General features: G+C 56.6%; 18 protein-coding genes. 14 read left to right on the top strand and 4 right to left on the bottom strand.

All coding sequences use genetic code 11. The features are described from left to right. Positions 1-107 precede the first annotated feature (107 nt). From purL to glnB, 5 genes are all read left to right on the top strand, one after another. Entirely contained in the window at positions 108-3995 is a 3888-nt protein-coding gene (purL, locus tag C5687_RS02815; RefSeq protein ID WP_047959251.1) for a phosphoribosylformylglycinamidine synthase, read from the top strand. A gap of 532 nt (positions 3996-4527) precedes the next feature. Next, entirely contained in the window at positions 4528-5955 is a 1428-nt protein-coding gene (gene qseE, locus C5687_RS02810) for a two component system sensor histidine kinase QseE/GlrK (protein ID WP_025757658.1), read from the top strand. A gap of 1 nt (position 5956) precedes the next feature. Beyond that, positions 5957-6694, top strand: coding sequence for a two-component system QseEF-associated lipoprotein QseG (gene qseG, locus C5687_RS02805; protein WP_025757659.1), 738 nt, complete (start codon positions 5957-5959; stop codon positions 6692-6694). Further along, a complete protein-coding gene (gene glrR, locus C5687_RS02800) occupies positions 6681-8018 on the top strand; it encodes a two-component system response regulator GlrR (protein ID WP_008502167.1) in 1338 nt (445 codons plus the stop codon). Before qseG ends, glrR begins: the two co-directional genes overlap by 14 nt. A 65-nt stretch (positions 8019-8083) precedes the next feature. Beyond that, a complete protein-coding gene (gene glnB, locus C5687_RS02795) occupies positions 8084-8422 on the top strand; it encodes a nitrogen regulatory protein P-II (RefSeq protein ID WP_003860685.1) in 339 nt (112 codons plus the stop codon). A 64-nt stretch (positions 8423-8486) separates the two neighbouring features. On the opposite strand, the gene hmpA is transcribed toward glnB, so the two are convergent. Then, positions 8487-9677 (bottom strand): NO-inducible flavohemoprotein, encoded by a 1191-nt coding sequence (gene hmpA, locus C5687_RS02790; RefSeq protein ID WP_104556373.1) that lies wholly within the window; start codon positions 9675-9677, stop codon positions 8487-8489. 304 nt (positions 9678-9981) lie between these two features. Here hmpA and glyA point away from each other — a divergent pair, with 304 nt between their 5' ends. Next, positions 9982-11235, top strand: a complete 1254-nt coding sequence (gene glyA, locus C5687_RS02785) for a serine hydroxymethyltransferase (RefSeq protein ID WP_025757663.1) — start codon at positions 9982-9984, stop codon at positions 11233-11235. A gap of 54 nt (positions 11236-11289) precedes the next feature. On the opposite strand, the gene C5687_RS02780 is transcribed toward glyA, so the two are convergent. Then, positions 11290-11712, bottom strand: a complete 423-nt coding sequence (locus tag C5687_RS02780; RefSeq protein ID WP_023615984.1) for a DoxX family protein — start codon at positions 11710-11712, stop codon at positions 11290-11292. A gap of 173 nt (positions 11713-11885) precedes the next feature. Between C5687_RS02780 and C5687_RS02775 the strand changes: the two genes are divergently transcribed. Continuing rightward, positions 11886-13031 carry a 3-phenylpropionate MFS transporter gene (locus C5687_RS02775; protein ID WP_104556372.1) on the top strand — a complete coding sequence of 382 codons (1146 nt, stop codon included), beginning with the start codon at positions 11886-11888 and terminating at the stop codon, positions 13029-13031. On the opposite strand, the gene csiE is transcribed toward C5687_RS02775, so the two are convergent. Beyond that, the gene (csiE, locus tag C5687_RS02770) at positions 13026-14303 is read right to left on the bottom strand and encodes a stationary phase inducible protein CsiE (protein ID WP_045284598.1); all 1278 of its coding nucleotides are present in this window, start codon (positions 14301-14303) and stop codon (positions 13026-13028) included. The two genes, C5687_RS02775 and csiE, sit on opposite strands and share 6 nt — an antisense overlap. 125 nt (positions 14304-14428) lie before the next feature. Here csiE and C5687_RS02765 point away from each other — a divergent pair, with 125 nt between their 5' ends. Both C5687_RS02765 and C5687_RS02760 read left to right on the top strand, forming a co-directional pair. Next, entirely contained in the window at positions 14429-15067 is a 639-nt protein-coding gene (locus tag C5687_RS02765) for a DUF1007 family protein (RefSeq protein ID WP_094918376.1), read from the top strand. Next, entirely contained in the window at positions 15058-16038 is a 981-nt protein-coding gene (locus tag C5687_RS02760) for a nickel/cobalt transporter (protein WP_104556371.1), read from the top strand. The genes C5687_RS02765 and C5687_RS02760 overlap by 10 nt, the downstream gene beginning before the upstream one ends. Before the next feature lie 49 nt (positions 16039-16087). Here C5687_RS02760 and suhB read toward each other — a convergent pair whose 3' ends face one another. Beyond that, complete coding sequence (suhB, locus tag C5687_RS02755; protein ID WP_003860668.1) at positions 16088-16891, bottom strand: inositol-1-monophosphatase; 804 nt, start codon at positions 16889-16891, stop codon at positions 16088-16090. Positions 16892-17022: 131 nt separating this feature from the next. On the opposite strand from suhB, the gene trmJ reads away from it, so the two are divergent. The 5 genes from trmJ to iscA all read left to right on the top strand — a co-directional run bounded on the left by trmJ (position 17023) and on the right by iscA (position 20541). Continuing rightward, complete coding sequence (gene trmJ, locus C5687_RS02750) at positions 17023-17748, top strand: tRNA (cytosine(32)/uridine(32)-2'-O)-methyltransferase TrmJ (RefSeq protein WP_104556370.1); 726 nt, start codon at positions 17023-17025, stop codon at positions 17746-17748. A 219-nt stretch (positions 17749-17967) separates the two neighbouring features. Continuing rightward, positions 17968-18459 carry a Fe-S cluster assembly transcriptional regulator IscR gene (gene iscR, locus C5687_RS02745; RefSeq protein ID WP_008502158.1) on the top strand — a complete coding sequence of 164 codons (492 nt, stop codon included), beginning with the start codon at positions 17968-17970 and terminating at the stop codon, positions 18457-18459. Between the two features lie 119 nt (positions 18460-18578). After that, positions 18579-19793, top strand: coding sequence for a cysteine desulfurase (gene iscS / locus C5687_RS02740; RefSeq protein WP_003860663.1), 1215 nt, complete (start codon positions 18579-18581; stop codon positions 19791-19793). Positions 19794-19817: 24 nt separating this feature from the next. Further along, positions 19818-20204 carry a Fe-S cluster assembly scaffold IscU gene (gene iscU / locus C5687_RS02735; protein WP_003860661.1) on the top strand — a complete coding sequence of 129 codons (387 nt, stop codon included), beginning with the start codon at positions 19818-19820 and terminating at the stop codon, positions 20202-20204. Positions 20205-20217: 13 nt separating this feature from the next. Further along, the gene (gene iscA / locus C5687_RS02730; RefSeq protein ID WP_003860659.1) at positions 20218-20541 is read left to right on the top strand and encodes an iron-sulfur cluster assembly protein IscA; all 324 of its coding nucleotides are present in this window, start codon (positions 20218-20220) and stop codon (positions 20539-20541) included. The last annotated feature ends 25 nt before the right edge of the window (positions 20542-20566 follow it).

The raw sequence follows: 20566 nt of genomic DNA, 5'->3' as shown, positions 1-20566 counted from the left end.
TTTCGACGCAAACGGTTTCGTCGGCGCTCAGGATTCTCTATAATGACGCCCGTTTTCCCCCCTTGCGCACACTGTAAGCGCCCCGGCGCTTCGAAGACGAGAGACTTATGATGGAAATTCTGCGTGGTTCGCCTGCACTGTCTGCCTTCCGTATCAACAAACTGCTGGCACGTTTCCAGGCGGCCGACCTTCCGGTAAGCAATATTTACGCTGAGTATGTCCATTTTGCTGACCTGAATGCCCCCCTGAATGCAGAGGAGCGCGTACAGCTGGAACGCCTGCTCAAGTATGGCCCAAGCCTGAGCAGCCATACGCCAACCGGCAAACTGATCCTTGCGACGCCTCGTCCGGGCACCATCTCCCCCTGGTCTTCCAAAGCCACCGACATCGCCCACAACTGTGGTCTGAGCCAGATTAATCGTCTGGAACGCGGCGTGGCGTACTATGTGGAAGCGTCAACCCTGAGCGACGCACAGTGGCAGGCGGTTGCGGCTGAACTGCACGATCGCATGATGGAGAGCGTGTTTGCCTCTCTCGATGACGCGCAGAAGCTCTTCTCCCACCATCAGCCTGCGCCGGTACAGAGCGTGGACCTGCTGGGGCAAGGGCGTCAGGCGCTGATTGACGCCAACCTGCGTCTCGGCCTGGCGCTGGCAGAAGACGAAATCGACTACCTGCAGGACGCGTTTGTTAAGCTCAACCGCAACCCGAACGACATCGAACTCTACATGTTTGCCCAGGCGAACTCTGAGCACTGCCGCCATAAGATTTTCAATGCCGACTGGATTATCGACGGCGAACAGCAGCCGAAGTCGCTGTTCAAAATGATTAAAAACACCATGGAGAAAACCCCTGACCACGTGCTGTCTGCCTACAAAGACAACGCCGCGGTGATGGAAGGTTCCGAGGTGGGCCGCTTCTTCGCCGATCGCGAAGCAGGGCGCTATGACTTCCATCAGGAGCCTGCGCATATCCTGATGAAAGTGGAAACCCATAACCACCCGACGGCGATCTCCCCGTGGCCGGGTGCGGCGACCGGTTCCGGCGGTGAAATTCGTGATGAAGGGGCGACCGGTCGCGGTGCTAAACCAAAAGCGGGCCTGGTCGGTTTCTCCGTTTCCAACCTCCGTATTCCGGGCTTCGAGCAGCCATGGGAAGAAGATTTCGGCAAGCCGGAGCGCATCGTTACCGCGCTGGATATCATGACCGACGGCCCTCTGGGCGGTGCGGCGTTTAACAACGAATTTGGTCGTCCGGCCCTGAACGGTTACTTCCGTACCTATGAAGAGAAAGTGGAGAGCCACAACGGCGAAGAGCTGCGTGGCTACCATAAACCGATCATGCTGGCGGGCGGGATCGGCAACATTCGTGCCGATCACGTGCAGAAAGGCGAGATCGTCGTTGGCGCGAAGCTGATCGTGCTCGGTGGGCCGGCGATGAACATCGGCCTGGGCGGCGGTGCGGCGTCTTCAATGACCTCCGGTCAGTCTGACGCGGATCTCGACTTTGCCTCCGTTCAGCGCGACAACCCAGAAATGGAGCGCCGCTGTCAGGAAGTGATCGACCGCTGCTGGCAGCTGGGCGACGCGAACCCGATCCTCTTTATTCATGACGTTGGCGCGGGCGGTCTCTCTAACGCCATGCCGGAGCTGGTCAGCGACGGCGGTCGCGGCGGTCGTTTCAACCTGCGCGATATCCTGAGCGACGAGCCGGGGATGAGCCCGCTGGAAATCTGGTGTAACGAATCTCAGGAACGTTATGTTCTGGCGGTTGCCGCAGATCAGCTGCCACTGTTTGACGAGCTGTGCCGCCGCGAGCGTGCGCCGTATGCCGTCATCGGTGAAGCAACCGAAGAGAAGCACCTGACCCTGAGCGACACCCATTTCGACAACCAGCCGATCGATCTGCCGCTGGATGTGCTGCTCGGTAAAACACCGAAGATGACCCGCGACGTGCAGACCCGTAAAGCGGCGGGCAAAGCGCTGGATCGTCAGGGCATCACCGTGGCGGAAGCGGTTAATCGCGTCCTGCACCTGCCGGCTGTCGCTGAGAAAACCTTCCTGGTGACCATCGGCGACCGTACCGTGACCGGTATGGTCTCACGCGATCAGATGGTGGGGCCGTGGCAGATCCCGGTGGCGAACTGCGCCGTGACCACCGCAAGCCTCGACAGCTACTACGGTGAAGCGATGGCGCTGGGCGAACGTACGCCGGTCGCGCTGCTGGACTTCGCCGCCTCTGCCCGTCTGGCCGTTGGTGAAGCCCTGACTAACATTGCCGCGACCCAGATTGGCGATATCAAACGCATTAAACTGTCCGCAAACTGGATGGCCGCAGCCGGTCACCCGGGTGAAGACGCGGGCCTGTATGAAGCCGTAAAAGCGGTGGGTGAAGAGCTCTGTCCTGCGCTGGGGCTGACCATTCCGGTGGGTAAAGACTCCATGTCGATGAAGACCCGCTGGCAGGAAGGCAACGAGCAGCGCGAGATCACCTCTCCGCTGTCGCTCATCATCTCCGCGTTTGCGCGCGTGGAAGACGTGCGTCATACCGTGACGCCACAGCTCCTGACCGAAGACAACGCCCTGCTGCTGATTGACCTGGGTAAAGGGCATAACGCGCTGGGTGCCACCGCGCTGGCGCAGGTTTACCGTCAGCTGGGCGATAAACCTGCCGACGTGCGCGACGTGGCGCAGTTGAAAGGTTTCTATGATGCCATCCAGGCGCTGGTGGCACAGCGCAAGCTGCTGGCCTACCACGACCGTTCCGACGGCGGCCTGCTGGTCACCCTGGCGGAGATGGCCTTTACCGGTCACTGTGGCGTTGAAGCGAACATCGCAACGCTGGGCGAAGACCATCTGGCGGCGCTGTTCAACGAAGAGCTGGGTGCTGTGATTCAGGTGCGTGCGGCAGATCGCGACGCCGTTGAAGCCCTCCTTGCGCAGCACGGCCTGGCAGACTGCGTGCACTATCTCGGTAAAGCCGTTCAGGGCGACCGCTTCGTCATTGAAGCAGACGGTCACGCCGTGTTCAGCGAGAGCCGCACCACGCTGCGTATGTGGTGGGCGGAAACCACCTGGCAGATGCAGCGCCTGCGTGATAACCCGGAATGCGCCGATCAGGAGCATAACGCGAAAGCCAATGACCAGGATCCAGGCCTGAACGTGAAGCTCTCTTTCGACATTAACGAAGACATCGCTGCGCCGTATATTGCGACGGGGGCGCGTCCAAAAGTGGCCGTGCTGCGCGAGCAGGGCGTTAACTCCCACGTTGAGATGGCCGCTGCCTTCCACCGTGCGGGCTTTGATGCTATCGACGTTCATATGAGCGACCTGCTGGCGGGCCGCACCGGTCTGGCAGATTTCCAGGCGCTGGTGGCGTGTGGCGGCTTCTCTTACGGCGACGTGCTGGGCGCGGGTGAGGGTTGGGCGAAGTCCATTCTCTTCAACAGCCGCGTGCGTGACGAGTTCGAAACCTTCTTCCACCGTCCGCAAACCCTGGCGCTGGGCGTGTGTAATGGCTGCCAGATGATGTCTAACCTGCGTGAGCTGATCCCGGGAAGTGAAGCCTGGCCGCGCTTTGTGCGTAACCAGTCTGACCGCTTCGAAGCGCGCTTCAGCCTGGTTGAAGTGACCCAGAGCCCGTCTCTGCTGCTGCAGGGGATGGTCGGTTCGCAGATGCCAATCGCCGTTTCCCACGGTGAAGGTCAGGTCGAAGTGCGTGATGCCGCGCATCTGGCCCAGCTTGAAAGCAAAGGCCTGGTGGCGCTGCGCTTTGTCGATAACTTCGGCAAGGTCACGGAAACCTACCCGGCTAACCCGAACGGTTCCGTCAACGGCATTACGGCGGTGACCAGCGAGAGCGGCCGTGCAACCATCATGATGCCGCACCCGGAGCGCGTGTTCCGTACCGTGAGCAACTCCTGGCACCCGGAAAACTGGGGCGAGGACAGCCCGTGGATGCGTATCTTCCGCAATGCGCGTAAACAACTGGGTTAAGTTTTAGCGTACTCCCTGCAGGCCCGGTAAGCGTGAGCGCTACCGGGCTTTTTTGTGCCTGTCGCAAAATCGCGACAATCCTCGTATCGGGGTGTCTCTAAATGGAGACATCTAACTTGTTGATTTATATATGACAGGAAAGGTTCCTGTTAGGGTGTTGCTTAATGGCGACACTTAGCCTGGAAATTATTCAACCGATAACGAACGGGATAAGTGAGTAAAATTCATATATTTCAATGTGTTAATTTTTTGTTTTGCATTCTGGCACGGGTGTTGCATAATATTAACCAGTGGCTCATTCACCTTCTTATGTCAGCCCCTTCGGGACGTGCTACATAAACTTCGAATGACGCACAAAAAGGTGCCTGCCGTCCAACTACTGATCATAGCGATGCTTTATCAGGCCAGGGCGAAACGTCGAGTTAGGCACCGCCTCATTCCATGACAAAGCCGGGTTTTTACCCGGCTTTGTTGTATCTGAAGGGCAGACTCAGTTACGCTCTGCGTAAACCCCCATTAAGAGAGTAATGCGTTGAAACGCTGGCCCGTTTTTCCCCGCTCCCTGCGACAGCTCGTCATGATGGCCTTCCTGCTGATCCTGCTGCCGCTGCTAATCCTGGCCTGGCAGGCCTGGCAAAGTCTGAACGCGCTGAGTGCGCAGGCGGCATTGACCAACCGTACGACGCTCATCGACGCCCGACGCAGCGAGGCGATGACCAACGCCGCGCTGGAGATGGAGCGAAGCTACCGCCAGTATTGCGTGCTTGACGATCGGACCCTGGAAAAGGTTTATCAGAGTCAGCGTAAACGCTACAGCGAAATGCTGGACGCGCACGCGGGGGTACTGCCTGATGACAAGCTGTATCAGGCGTTACGTCAGGATTTGAACGATCTTGCTCAGCTGCAGTGCCACAATAGCGGGCCGGATGCCGCCGCCGCCGCACGTCTTGAAGCCTTTGCCACCGCCAACACCGAGATGGTGCAGTCAACGCGCACGGTCATTTTCTCTCGCGGCCAGCAACTCCAGCAGGAGATTGCCGAGCGCGGCCAGTTTTTTGGCTGGCAGGCGCTGGTGCTATTCCTGGTGAGTCTTGGGCTGGTACTGCTCTTTACCCGCATGATCATCGGCCCGGTAAAGGGCATCCAGCGTATGATCAACCGCCTCGGGGAGGGGAAATCGCTTGGGGATACGGTCGCCTTTAAAGGCCCGCGCGAGCTACGCTCCGTGGGCCAGCGCATTATCTGGCTGTCCGAGCGCCTGGCGTGGCTTGAATCACAGCGTCATCAGTTCCTGCGCCATATCTCTCATGAGCTTAAAACGCCGCTCGCCAGCATGCGTGAAGGGACTGAGCTGCTGGCGGACGAAGTGGCAGGGCCCCTCACTTCTGAACAGAAAGAAATTGTCGAGATCCTGGATAACAGCAGCCGCAATCTGCAAAAGCTGATTGAGCAGTTGCTGGATTACAACCGCAAGCTGGCGGATGGGGCGGTTGTACTGGAAGATGTCGAGATTGAGCCGCTGGTGGATATGGTGATCTCCGCCCATAGCTTGCCAGCAAGAGCTAAAATGATGCATACCGACGTAGAACTTAATGCGCCGGCGTGCCTGGCTGAACCCATGCTGCTGATGAGCGTTCTGGATAATCTTTACTCCAATGCGGTGCACTATGGTACTGAATCCGGTAACATTTATATCCGAAGCTATACGAATGGTTCACGGGTGTTTATTGACGTCGCAAATACCGGCACCCCGATCCCTGATGACGAAAAAACCATGATCTTCGAACCCTTTTTCCAGGGAAGTCATCAGCGGAAAGGCGCGGTGAAAGGCAGCGGTCTGGGCTTAAGCATCGCCCGGGACTGTATACGACGCATGCAGGGTGAGCTAAACATTGCCACGGACGCACGTTCCGATGTTTGCTTCCGTATCGAACTGCCCCTGAGCCGGAAAAATCAATAAAATGAATCTATGTCTGGTGAGTATGTCACACGTCTTTTTCCGCGCCATACGCGCGGTGTTTTCCCGCAACACGTTTCGCCTGGGCTTGCCCTGTTTAGTGCTGGCAGGCTGTGTTTCTCATGTGCCGCAAAGTGCGATTAGCGGTAAACAAGAAGATAAATGGCCAGATAACCAGCTGGCAGATTTTCTCTCAACCCGCTGCGACGATATCTGGAACCTGTCAGGCCACGACGTCGAAAGCAACCCGCTGTTCTGGCTGCGTGGTATAGATTGCGCCCAGCGTCTTGCGCCGGTTGAGGCCCGCTCGAAAGCGGCGATGCTGGATGACGACACCTGGCAGGACGCTTTCAAGCGCGGCATTTTACTGGCTGATGCCAAAATCACCCCCGTTGAACGCCGCGCCAACGTGACCCGACTGGACACCCTGGTGGTCAACCTGCCGGGACAGGTGCGCCCGGTATACCAGCTCTGGCGTGATGGGCAGACATTACAACTTCAGCTGTCTGAAGAGCGCTCCCGCTACAGTAAGTTGCAGCAGTCCACCGACAGCGAGCTTGATACGTTGCGTCAGCAGCAGCAGCATTTGCGTACGCAACTGGATACCACGACACGTAAGCTGGAAAACCTGACCGATATCGAAAGACAGCTCTCGTCGCGTAAATATCAGCCGGGAAGTTCATCCGCTGTACCGGACAGCGATACGCCGAAACAAGAGGATGTGAAGCATGACGAGCCGTAAACCAGCCCATCTCTTACTGGTGGATGACGATCCCGGGCTGTTAAAGCTGCTGGGGATGCGTCTGGTGAGTGAAGGCTACAGCGTGGTGACCGCGGAAAGCGGGATCGAGGGGCTGAAAATTCTCAGCCGCGAGAAAATTGATCTGGTGATAAGCGACCTGCGGATGGACGAAATGGACGGCATGCAGCTATTCGCGGAGATCCAGAAGCAGCAACCGGGTATGCCCGTGATTATCCTGACGGCGCACGGCTCGATCCCGGATGCGGTTGCGGCGACCCAGCAGGGGGTATTCAGCTTCCTGACCAAGCCGGTGGACAAAGACGCGCTTTATAAGGCGATCGACAGCGCGCTGGAACATGCCGCTCCGGCGGGAGATGAAGCGTGGCGGGAGTCTATCGTCACCCGCAGCCCGATTATGCTGCGTTTGCTCGAACAGGCCCGAATGGTGGCACAGTCAGACGTCAGCGTGCTGATTAACGGCCAGAGCGGAACCGGGAAAGAGATCCTGGCGCAGGCGATCCATAACGCCAGCCCGCGCAGCAAAAATGCCTTTATTGCGATCAACTGTGGCGCGCTCCCGGAACAGCTGCTCGAATCTGAACTGTTTGGCCATGCCCGCGGCGCATTCACCGGCGCGGTCAGTAGCCGGGAAGGGCTGTTTCAGGCAGCGGAAGGTGGCACCCTTTTCCTCGACGAGATTGGTGACATGCCCGCGCCGCTGCAGGTCAAACTGCTGCGCGTGTTGCAGGAGCGGAAAGTTCGCCCGCTGGGCAGCAACCGCGACATCGACATTAATGTGCGTATCATTTCCGCCACGCACCGGGATTTGCCGAAGGTGATGGCCCGCAACGAGTTTCGTGAAGATCTCTACTACCGTCTGAACGTGGTCAATCTGAAGATCCCCGCACTGGCCGAGCGAGCGGAAGACATTCCGCTGCTGGCGAATCATCTTTTGCGCCAGGCGGCCGATCGTCACAAACCCTTCGTGCGCGCGTTTTCCACCGATGCGATGAAGCGGCTGATGGCCGCAAGCTGGCCGGGTAACGTGCGCCAGCTGGTCAACGTGATTGAGCAGTGCGTGGCGCTGACCTCGTCACCGGTGATCAGCGACGCGCTGGTGGAGCAGGCACTGGAAGGGGAAAACACGGCGCTGCCGACCTTTGCCGAAGCGCGGAATCAGTTCGAGTTGAACTATCTGCGCAAGCTATTGCAGATCACCAAAGGCAACGTGACCCACGCGGCGCGCATGGCCGGACGCAACCGCACCGAGTTTTATAAACTGCTGTCACGCCATGAGCTGGAAGCAAACGATTTTAAAGAGTAATGCCGTATGGTACTGTGAGCAACCGATTACGAAGCAGCTTACAGGCAAGAGTTTAAGGACCCACCATGAAAAAGATTGATGCGATTATTAAACCTTTCAAACTGGATGATGTACGTGAAGCGCTGGCGGAAGTCGGCATCACCGGGATGACCGTGACGGAAGTGAAAGGTTTTGGTCGTCAGAAAGGCCACACCGAGCTTTACCGTGGCGCAGAGTACATGGTGGACTTTCTGCCGAAAGTGAAAATTGAAATCGTGGTGAGCGACGATATCGTGGACACCTGTGTGGATACCATTATCCGCACGGCGCAGACCGGCAAAATTGGCGACGGTAAAATCTTCGTCTTTGACGTGGCGCGCGTGATCCGTATCCGTACCGGCGAAGAAGACGACGCGGCGATTTAAAACGTTGCCAGGCCGGGTTTCATCCGGCGAAAAAAAAAGCCCCTCTTTAGAGGGGCTTTTTGCATTACAGCACCTTATGCGGCCCGAAACATTCGTAATGAATGTTGTCTTTATTTATCCCCAGCTCGACCAGCTGCTTCGCGGCATACTGCATAAACGCCACCGGCCCGCAGACGTAGAACTGCATATCCGGCGCGCTGAATGCGCCTTCATGCTGGCTCAAATTCATCAGACCTTCGCTGTCAAAGCGAGCGGCCGCGCGGTCAGCTTCCGTTGGCTGACGATACCAGGTGTGGGCGGTAAAGTGGGGCAGGCTCGCTGCCAGGGTTTTCACTTCATCAGCAAACGCATGCACGTCACCGTTCTCGGCGGCATGGAACCAGTTTACCTGGGCTGCGTGTTTTGACGCCGCCAGTGTATCCAGCATCGCCAGCATTGGCGTTTGTCCCACCCCAGCGGAGATCAGCGTGACCGGGGTAGTCGGTTCAACTGTCATAAAGAAGTCACCCGCCGGCGCGGCCAGATGGACCACGTCACCCACGTTAGCGTCGTTGTGCAGCCAGGTGGATACCTGTCCGCCGTCCTCGCGCTTCACCGCAATGCGATAGGTTTTGCCGTTGGGCTTGCGGGTGAGGGAATACTGGCGGATCTCCTGGTGCGGGAAACCTTCAGGCTTGAGCCATAAGCCCAGATACTGCCCTGGCTGATAATCCGCTACCGGCTGACCGTCTACCGGTTCAAATTCGAAGCTGGTGATTAAAGCGCTGCGCGGCGTTTTCTCAACGATGCGGAACGCGCGGGTGCCTTCCCAGCCGCCTTTCTTACTCGCGTTTTCGTTGTAAATCTGTGCTTCACGGTTGATAAACACATTGGCCAGCACGCCGTAGGCTTTGCCCCACGCGTCCAGAACCTCCTGACCCGGGCTGAACATCTCGTCCAGCGTTGCCAGCAGGTGAGCGCCCACAATATTGTACTGCTCGGGTTGGATCTGGAAGCTGGTATGTTTCTGCGCAATTTTCTCCACCGCAGGCAGCAGCGCCGCCAGGTTTTCAATGTTGCTGGCGTAGGCCGCAATGGCATTGAACAGGGCTTCGCGTTGATCGCCGTTACGCTGGTTGCTCATGTTGAAAATCTCTTTGAGCTCCGGGTTGTGCGTGAACATGCGATCGTAGAAATGGGCGGTCAGTTTGGGGCCGGTTTCGACCAGCAGGGGAATGGTGGCTTTAACGGTAGCGATGGTTTGAGCGTCGAGCATGAGCGCGTCCTTCTGATGTTACTTTAATGATGTATTTTAAATGCATCTTATAAAAAATACCCCTGCGTTGTAAATGGTTCTTTGCAAGATGAAAAATATGCATCACAAACCTGAAAAGAAATCCGCTGGAAATCGCGAGATCTTTATTCCTCAAACCCTTGCGTGGCGGGTAGGAAAACGTTTGCGTAAAATCGTTTGTCAAGACCTGTTATCACAGAACTAATCAGTTATACTGTTGCCCGTCGTCCAACAGGACTGCCTTTTCAGGCCAAAATTTACTTGTTAGCTGAGTCAGGAGATGCGGATGTTAAAGCGTGAAATGAACATTGCCGATTATGATGCCGAACTGTGGCAGGCTATGGAGCAGGAAAAAGTACGTCAGGAAGAGCACATCGAACTGATCGCCTCCGAAAACTACACCAGCCCGCGCGTGATGCAGGCGCAGGGTTCTCAGCTGACCAACAAATACGCTGAAGGTTACCCGGGCAAGCGCTACTACGGCGGTTGCGAGTACGTTGATATCGTAGAGCAGCTGGCTATCGACCGCGCGAAAGCACTTTTTGGCGCTGACTACGCAAACGTTCAGCCGCACTCTGGCTCTCAGGCTAACTTCGCGGTCTATACCGCGCTGCTGCAGCCGGGCGACACCGTTCTGGGTATGAACCTGGCGCAGGGCGGCCACCTGACTCACGGCTCCCCGGTTAACTTCTCCGGCAAACTGTACAACATCATCCCTTACGGTATTGATGAGTCCGGTAAAATTGACTACGAAGACATGGCTAAGCAGGCTAAAGAGCACAAGCCGAAGATGATCATCGGTGGTTTCTCTGCTTATTCCGGTATCGTTGACTGGGCAAAAATGCGTGAAATCGCAGACAGCATCGGTGCTTACCTGTTCGTCGACATGGCGCACGTTGCGGGTCTGATTGCTGCGGGCGTTTACCCGAACCCGGTTCCACACGCTCACGTTGTGACCACCACCACCCACAAAACCCTGGCAGGTCCACGCGGTGGCCTGATCCTGGCGAAAGGCGGTGATGAAGAGCTGTACAAAAAACTGAACTCCGCTGTGTTCCCAAGCGCGCAGGGCGGCCCGCTGATGCACGTTATCGCGGCAAAAGCGGTCGCGCTGAAAGAAGCGATGGAGCCTGAGTTCAAGGTTTACCAGCAGCAGGTGGCGAAGAACGCCAAAGCGATGGTGGAAGTGTTCCTGAACCGTGGCTACAAAGTGGTATCCGGCGGTACTGAAAACCACCTGTTCCTGCTGGATCTGGTTGATAAGAACCTGACCGGTAAAGAAGCTGACGCAGCCCTGGGCCGCGCCAACATTACCGTGAACAAAAACAGCGTGCCAAACGATCCGAAGAGCCCGTTTGTGACCTCCGGTATCCGTATCGGTTCTCCGGCTGTGACTCGCCGCGGCTTTAAAGAAGCGGAAGTGAAAGAGCTGGCTGGCTGGATGTGTGACGTTCTGGACAACATCAATGACGAAGCGGTTATCGAGCGCGTCAAAGGTAAAGTGCTGGATATCTGCGCACGCTTCCCGGTTTACGCATAATTCCTCTGCTTCGCAGAAATAAAAAAGGCCGCGCTTGCGGCCTTTTTTTATGGCTTAACGCCGGTCGAGGGAGATGGCGCCGGGACCCACAATCGCCAGCAATATAAAGGCTCCCGCAATACTGACGTTCTTGTAGAAATTAATCATATTCGGTACGACCGCATCACCGGTCATATCCCAGTAATGGTGGCCAATAATCGCCGTACCCAGCGTATAGAACACAAACAGCACGGCGAGAGGACGGGTGAAAAAGCCCAGCACAATCAGGATCGCGGCAGGCACTTCCATGACTACTGCAATAATGGCCGCCAGCATGGGCATCGGCGTACCCAGCGAGGTCATGTATTGTACGGTCCCGCTAAACCCTGTCAGTTTTGGGTAACCAAAGATAATAAACAGTACGACAAGCGCGATGCGCCCAATCAGCAGCAGCAGATGACGTGACTGACCGAAATCGAGATAGCGAAGTGAGTTCATGGCAGAAATACCTCTGCAAGTGGAGTAATTTAAACGTAATACACATTTTCATTCCCTGCCATAAGCCAGACGACTGCACAAAATGTTATTTTTTCGTTAATTTATAGCAGGCTATCGACTTGCTTAATTTTTATATTCTCGCCAGACTATGGCCTCGATTTCGGGAGGGATTCATGGTCTTGCATTCCACGCGCTGGCTGGCGCTCAGCTATTTCACCTATTTCTTTAGCTACGGTATTTTTCTGCCTTTCTGGAGCGTCTGGCTCAAGGGGATCGGCCTGACGCCCGAGACCATTGGAGTCCTGCTGGGGGCCGGACTGGTGGCGCGTTTCCTCGGCAGCCTGCTGATTGCCCCGCGCGTGAGCGATCCCTCCTTACTGATCAAGGCCGTGCGCATTCTGGCTCTGCTGACCCTGGTCTTTGTGGCCTGCTTCTGGTTCAACCACCAGTTTGCCTGGCTGATGGTGGTGATGGTTGGCTTTAACCTGTTCTTCTCGCCGCTGGTGCCCCTGACGGACGCGCTGGCGAACACCTGGCAAAAGCAGATCACCATGGACTACGGTCGCGTACGCCTGTGGGGCTCCATTGCGTTTGTGATTGGCTCGGCGCTGGTGGGTAAACTGGTCAGCCTTTACGACTACCGTGCCATTCTTGCTCTGTTGAGCATCGGTATTGCCTCGATGCTGCTGGGCATGCTGCTGCGACCATCGGTAATGCCTCAGGGAGAAAGCCGCCATCAGGAGAGCGCAGGCTGGCCCGCGTGGCGGAGTCTGGTTGCACAAAGCTGGCGTTTTCTGGCGTGCGTCTGTCTGCTTCAGGGGGCACACGCAGCGTACTATGGGTTCAGCGCCATTTACTGGCAAGGCGCAGGATATTCGGCCTCTGCCGTGGGCTATCTGTGGTCGCTGGGGGTGGTGGCCGAAGTTGTGATTTTCGCCCTGAGCAAAAAGCTGTTCCGCCGCTTTGGCGCGCGTGATCTGCTGCTGCTTTCCGCCGTGTGCGGGGTGGCGCGCTGGGGCATTATGGGCTGGACGACCGATCTGCCGTGGCTGATTGTGGCACAAATTCTTCACTGCGGCACGTTTACCGTCTGTCATCTGGCGGCGATGCGCTATATCGCGGCGCGCGAAGGCGGGGACGTTATTCGCCTGCAGGCGGTGTATTCAGCGGTCGCGATGGGAGGCAGTATCGCGATCATGACGGTCTTTGCGGGGTTCCTCTATCAGCACCTGGGGCACGGTGTCTTCTGGGTCATGGCGCTGGTGGCCTTACCTGCTATGGTTATTCGCCCTAAAGTGGCCCCTCGCGCGCCGCTATGATTCCAGCATCGCGCGAATATGCTCTTGCTGCTGTGCGTTCAGTGTCTCAACGGCATGAATGAGCGGCGGTGAGAACAGGGGCAGGGCAGTCGGGTAGGGGGTGATAACCAGCGCAGCTTCGCGCGGCGCCCCCTCTTTCTGAAACGCCTGCAGCGTCAGGTAGCGAATGTTGAGCGGCAGCAGCGTTAGCTCGCGAAGCTGCTGTTCAATCCGATCCTCACTGGTTTTATCGTCACCCGTCAGCAGGATCACCTGCTTTTCGTGCAGATCGGTCTCCTGCATCAGCCAGGCACCGAAAATCACCGCAACAAGGCTCATCTCTTCATCGGAAAAACGCAGCCCAAACTCCGCTTCCAGCTCAAACAGCGCTTCTTTGGTGGTGCGTAACAGGCGAGGGTAGAGACGGTGGATCTCCTCCGGCAGGCTATTGTCGATACCGATCTCAAACAGCGAACGGTCCAGCGCCTGTGCAAGATGGATATAGAGCTGATCGGTCAGGCCTTGCTCATCGCTGAAGTTCATCCCGGTCTGTGAGCGGAAACGGGCCACCATGCGCACGATGGCCCGGCGCAAACGTTGATCCTGCTGGTGTTTATCGAGCACCGGATCGGGCGTGCGGAGCATCATAAACAACAGCGCCAGAAACAGCTGTTCATCCCCGTGAGCCCCCTGCGGGACGCGCCGTTTCCAGTGCCGCACGATCTCCTGCGCCGTGAAATACTCCCCTCTCGACTGGGTCCAGCTGCGCTGAGAATGGGAAAACTGGGGCGTGTTTCCCAGCTGATGCTGAATAAGGCAGTATTGCAGATAGAGCTGTAAAAACTGCACGTCGCGGCATTCAAACTGGCGCTGGAGCTTGCGCGAACAGAAGTTGATCAGCGCCCGCAGGTTCGCGTCGTCGTAAAGCGGCCGGGCAATGCCGTGCTGTTTAAGCGCGGTTTTTAATGCAGGGGTAAACTGGTGCGAGACAAACTGCGGGCAAAGCCGCAGCGCCCGGCGCAACCAGTGCAGCAGGCATAAGCGCTGATTCAGGGCTGTGCCTTCAAGCCGGTAACTGCCGTCCTGGTGCGTGACGATATCCAGCCGGTGATAGCGCTGGATTTCATCGCGCGTCTCGGCTATATCTTGCCGTGCCATCGCGTCGTCCACGCCGTTGGCAGCGATTATGCTCTGTGCGGTGACGGCAGCATCGGGCAGGTAAAGCATCAAAAGCACCTGGCAGCGGCGCTGCGAACTGGAAAGCACAGATGGAATTTCAAGCGTCGTCATCATCTGTCGGGTATCCAGTGTGAATGTTTGATAAGAATAGCTAAAGGATGGGCGCTGAAAAGCGCGCCGGCAGGCCTTTCACTCAGGATTGCTGGGGAACATCACAGAATTTTTGACGTGAGGAATTGATGCAAACAGTTAAACAATGCGCGATGACGTTATTTTTGGCGGCGATCGGCTTCACTGCCAGCGCACACCCTCACAGTTTTATTGGCCTTAAAACCGAGCTGGTCACCGACGGCACGCAGCTGAGCGGCCTGAAAATGCGCTGGACGATGGATGAGATCACCTCGGCTGACCTGCTCTATGATGCGGGTAACGCAAAACCCGGCGATGAGATCTGGAAAAAATTGGCAGCGGAAGTGATGGCCAACGTGCTCGGCCAGCACTACTTCACTGAGTTCTGGCATAACGGGCAAAAGGTCAAATTTCTGAACCGTCCCACGGAATACGGTATGACGCGTGACGGGCATCAGGCGGTACTGACGTTTGTGCTTCCGCTGGCGCATCCCCAGCCGCTGGCCGGGCAAAAATATACCTTTTCGACCTTTGATCCCACCTACTACGTCGACATGAGTTACGCCAAAGAGAGCGACGTACAGCTGCCTGCCGCGCTGCAAAAAAACTGCAAACTCTCTGTTCACACCCCGAACCCCAGCGAAGAGACGCGTAACTTTGCGATTTCGCTCGACAAAGAAGATGCCCCACCTGAGGACATGGCGCTGGGCAAACAGTTCGCGCAGGAGGTGACCTTACAATGTCAGTGATTGCTTCTCCTCTTCGAAAACCACGCCGCTGGCTACATCTTTGGCCGCTGGCCCTCTTTTTGCTGTTCGCGGTGTGCGGCGCGCTGTGGCTATGGCAGGCCTGGCCGCAGGTAATGATGAAAAGCATTGTCTGGCAGCGTGAGGTTAACCAGCAGATGAGCGGGTTACTGAAAGCGGTGGCAGAAAACCCAACGAAAGCGGGCGGATCCCTGCTGGCGTTCAGTTTTCTCTATGGCGTTCTGCACGCGCTGGGGCCGGGGCATGGCAAAATCGTCATCACCACCTGGCTTGCCACCCATCCGTCGAAGCTTAAATCGAGCATCGGTCTGACGCTGGCCTCTTCGCTGCTGCAGGGAGGCGTGGCTATCGGGCTGGTGGTGGTGGTTCTTTCGCTGTTGCAGCTTCCCGCGCGCCAGTTGCACATGAGCAGTTTCTGGCTGGAGAAGGGGAGCTATGCGCTGGTGGGCGTGCTGGGGCTGATCCTCTGCTGGCGGGCGTTAAAAAAACTGCGCGCGCTGCTGAAAAAGCCGACATTCAAATCCTTTACCCCGCATCATGTTCATGATGCCCACTGCGGCTGCGGTCATCAGCATCTGCCCACGCAGGAACAGCTGCAGAGCGGCGACGACTGGCGCGCGCGGTTGATGATTGTGTTCTCGATGGGCATGCGCCCGTGTTCGGGAGCCATCATGGTGTTGCTGTTCAGTAAAGTGATTGGCGTGTTCGGCTGGGGCATGTTGTCTGCGCTGGCCATGGCGGCCGGGACGTCATTGACGATTTCGTCGCTGGCTCTGCTGGTTCACAGCTTTCGTCAGCTGGCGGTAAAACTCAGCGGCAGTAAAACGCCGGTGCTGTGGCGACAGATAGGGTGGACAACGCTTGCGCTGGCGGGAGGCGTGATTCTGCTGGTGGCGGCGGTGACGATGTGGATGAGCGCCGTGCCGGTAGGAAGGGGATTGCGGCCTTTTTAAAAGGGGGCGGCCTGATGCCCTCTCCCTGTGGGAGAGGGCATTTTCGGCATTAACGCTTCAGCGCATCGCTCAGCTCATCACGCATGTTTGCCAGCATGGCTTTAACAACGCGTGGGTTACCTGCAACGATGTTGCCGGTAGACATATAGTTATGGCCGCCGGTGAAATCACACACGATCGCGCCAGCTTCACGTGCGATCAGCTCGCCCGCTGCAAAATCCCATGGCTTCAGTGAGAGTTCGAAGTAACCGTCAACGCGACCGGTTGCCACATAGGCCAGATCCAGCGCGGCAGAACCAGTGCGACGGAAGTCCGCGCATTCGGTGAACAGTTTGCCGAGGATATTCATATAGGTGGTCGCGTGCTGTTTCGCCTTGAACGGGAAACCGGTTGCCAGGATGGTGCCATCCAGATCGCGGGCATTGCTGCAGCGCAGACGGTAGCCGTTCAGCTGTGCGCCCTGACCGCGGGTCGCGGTGAACAGTTCGTTACGCATTGGATCGTAAACAACGGCGACTTCAGTACGGCCTTTAATGCGTACGGCGATAGACACAGAGAAGTGGGGCAGGCGTTTAACGAAGTTGGTGGTGCCATCCAGTGGATCGATAACCCATTGAACATCCTGATCGGTACCTTCATGTTCACCGCTTTCTTCGGTGATGATGGTGTGCTGTGGGTAAGATTTGCGGATCGTTTCGATAATAATCGCTTCTGCGGCTTTATCGACGTTAGTCACGAAATCATTGCTGCCTTTCTGGCTGGTTTCTACGGAGTCTGGCGTTTCGTAGTGTTTGGCAATTACATTACCCGCCTTGCGCGCTGCGCGCACGGCGATGGTCAGCATCGGATGCATCGGTCTCTCTCACTGGATGTTAAAGAACAGGAAAATCGGCGCAGAGTATAGCAGCGGGATCGGATTATGTCTCCCGTTTATGATAATATGCCCGAATATTCTTCAGACACTGAATTCAGACATTAAAAATTATGCTGCAAAACATTCGAATCGTGCTGGTCGAAACATCGCACACCGGCAACATGGGCTCTGTTGCCCGCGCTATGAAAACCATGGGCTTAACCAATCTCTGGCTCGTGAACCCGCTGGTGAAACCTGACTCGCAGGCGATTGCTCTGGCGGCCGGTGCCAGCGATGTGATCGGCAATGCACAGATCGTGGACACGCTCGATGAAGCCCTGGCCGGTTGCAGCCTGGTGGTGGGGACGAGCGCGCGCTCACGTACGCTGCCGTGGCCCATGCTCGATCCGCGCGAATGCGGCCTGAAAAGTGTCTCGGAAGCGGAACAGGCGCCGGTTGCGCTGGTGTTTGGCCGCGAGCGCGTTGGCCTGACCAACGACGAACTGCAGAAATGCCACTATCACGTCGCCATTGCGGCGAACCCGGAATACAGCTCGCTGAACCTGGCGATGGCGGTGCAGGTTATCGCTTACGAAGTGCGTATGGCCTGGCTGGCGACGCAGGAGAACGCGGCAGAACCGAAGGAAGAGACGGCGTATCCGCTGGTGGACCATCTGGAGCGCTTCTATGGGCATCTGGAACAGACCCTGCTCTCTACCGGATTTATCCGTGAAGGCCACCCGGGGCAGGTGATGAACAAACTGCGTCGTCTGTTTACCCGCGCCCGTCCGGAAAGCCAGGAGCTGAACATCCTGCGCGGCATTCTGGCGTCGATTGAGCAGAAGAATAAAGAGTAGTGCCGGTTTGTTTTCTCCCTCTCCCTGTGGGAGAGGGGCGGGGTGAGGGCATCAGGCCGCACCCAGGTAAAACGGCACAGAAGGTTAAATACCTGACTAAAACAGTCAAGTAAATAGTTGACCATTTTAGTCAGGAATGTCAGACTTGGCCCTGCTATGCAATACCCCATTTTACTATAAAAAACCCCGGGCAGGGGCGAGTTTGAGGTTAAGTAAGACATGAGACTGACATCTAAAGGGCGTTATGCCGTAACCGCGATGCTGGACGTTGCGCTCAACTCCGAAGCGGGCCCGGTTCCGTTGGCTGATATTTCTGAACGACAAGGGATCTCCCTCTCTTATCTTGAACAGCTGTTCTCCAGACTGCGTAAAAATGGACTGGTTTCCAGCGTTCGTGGTCCGGGCGGCGGTTATCTGCTCGGTAAAGACGCGGGCAGTATTGCAGTCGGCGAAGTGATTAGCGCCGTAGACGAATCCGTTGACGCGACCCGTTGCCAGGGTAAAGGCGGCTGCCAGGGGGGCGATAAGTGCCTGACCCACGCGCTGTGGCGCGATCTGAGCGACCGTCTGACCGGCTTCCTGAACAACATCACCCTCGGTGAACTGGTGAATAACCAGGAAGTTCTGGACGTTTCCGGTCGTCAGCATAGCCATGATTCCCAACGCAGCACTCGCGCGCAGGACGCTATCGACGTCAAATTACGCGCGTAATAAAACGATAAGTATTTCAGAATCAGGCCGGGGCAAAAACATGCCCCGTGTACTCGGTCGTACATCCAGCCGGTTGCCTGATTCCTTGCATTGAAGCGATGTACGGAGTTTATAGAGCAATGAAATTACCGATTTATCTCGACTACTCCGCAACCACGCCGGTGGACCCGCGTGTTGCCGAGAAAATGATGCAGTGTCTGACCCTGGACGGAAACTTTGGTAACCCAGCTTCCCGTTCACACCGTTTTGGCTGGCATGCTGAAGAGGCGGTTGATATCGCCCGTAATCAGATTGCTGACCTGGTGGGTGCCGACCCGCGTGAGATTGTTTTCACCTCCGGTGCGACCGAATCCGACAACCTGGCGATCAAAGGTGCAGCCAACTTTTATCAGAAAAAAGGCAAGCACATCATCACCAGCAAAACCGAACACAAAGCCGTGCTGGACACCTGCCGTCAGCTCGAGCGTGAAGGGTTTGAAGTCACTTATCTGGCGCCACAGAGCAACGGCATTATTGACCTGAAAGAGCTCGAAGCGGCCATGCGTGATGACACCATTCTGGTTTCCATCATGCACGTCAACAACGAAATCGGCGTGGTACAGGACATCGCGACCATCGGTGAAATGTGCCGCGCGCGCGGTATCATCTACCACGTGGACGCGACCCAGAGCGTGGGCAAACTGCCTATCGACCTGAGCCAGCTGAAAGTGGACCTGATGTCCTTCTCCGGCCACAAAATCTATGGCCCGAAAGGCATCGGCGCACTGTACGTTCGTCGTAAGCCACGTATCCGCATCGAAGCACAGATGCACGGCGGCGGTCACGAGCGCGGCATGCGTTCCGGTACCCTGCCTGTTCACCAGATCGTGGGCATGGGCGAAGCGTACCGCATTGCGAAAGAAGAGATGGAAACCGAGATGGCACGCCTGCGTACGCTGCGTAACCGTCTGTGGGACGGCGTGAAAGATATGGAAGAAGTGTATCTGAACGGCGATCTCGAGCAGGGCGCACCGAACATCCTCAACGTGAGCTTTAACTACGTTGAAGGCGAATCGCTGATCATGGCCCTGAAAGACCTGGCGGTTTCTTCCGGTTCTGCCTGTACGTCTGCAAGCCTGGAGCCATCCTACGTGCTGCGCGCGCTGGGTATGACTGACGAGCTGGCACACAGCTCTATCCGTTTCTCTTTAGGTCGTTTCACTACCGAAGAAGAGATTGACTACACCATCAAGCTGGTTCGCAATTCCATCGGCCGTCTGCGCGACCTTTCTCCACTGTGGGAAATGTTTAAGCAGGGCGTGGATCTGAACAGCATTGAATGGTCACATCACTAATCGGTACATAAGGAGAATTCAATCATGGCATACAGCGAAAAAGTCATCGATCATTACGAAAACCCGCGCAACGTTGGCTCTTTTGACAACAGCGATGAATCTGTCGGTAGCGGCATGGTCGGTGCACCCGCGTGTGGCGACGTGATGAAGTTGCAGATTAAAGTCAACAATGAAGGTATCATTGAAGACGCGCGCTTCAAGACCTACGGCTGCGGTTCTGCTATTGCGTCCAGCTCCCTGGTGACCGAATGGGTGAAGGGCAAGTCTCTGGACGAAGCACAGGCAATCAAGAACACGGACATTGCTGAAGAGCTCGAACTGCCGCCGGTGAAAATTCACTGTTCCATTCTGGCAGAAGACGCGATCAAAGCCGCCATTGCGGATTACAAAAGCAAACGTGAAGCAAAATAATTGAGGTTTGAGTATGTCGATTACCCTTAGCGACAGCGCTGCCGCGCGAGTAAGCTCTTTTCTGGCGAACCGTGGTAAAGGCTTTGGCCTGCGACTGGGCGTACGTACCTCCGGCTGTTCTGGTATGGCTTACGTACTGGAGTTTGTTGACGAGCCGGCGTCTGATGACACCGTGTTTGAAGACAAGGGCGTGAAGGTGGTGGTCGATGGCAAAAGCCTGCAATTCCTCAACGGCACTCAGCTGGACTTTGTAAAAGAAGGCCTGAACGAAGGGTTCAAATTCACGAACCCGAACGTCAAAGACGAGTGTGGTTGCGGCGAAAGCTTCCACGTTTAATCGCGCGTTATCCGAAACCCCACCG

Source organism: Enterobacter sichuanensis (assembly GCF_002939185.1).
Classification (GTDB): domain Bacteria; phylum Pseudomonadota; class Gammaproteobacteria; order Enterobacterales; family Enterobacteriaceae; genus Enterobacter; species Enterobacter sichuanensis.
Note: the sequence above shows the minus strand (reverse complement) of the source record. Positions and strands in the feature narration are given on the sequence as shown.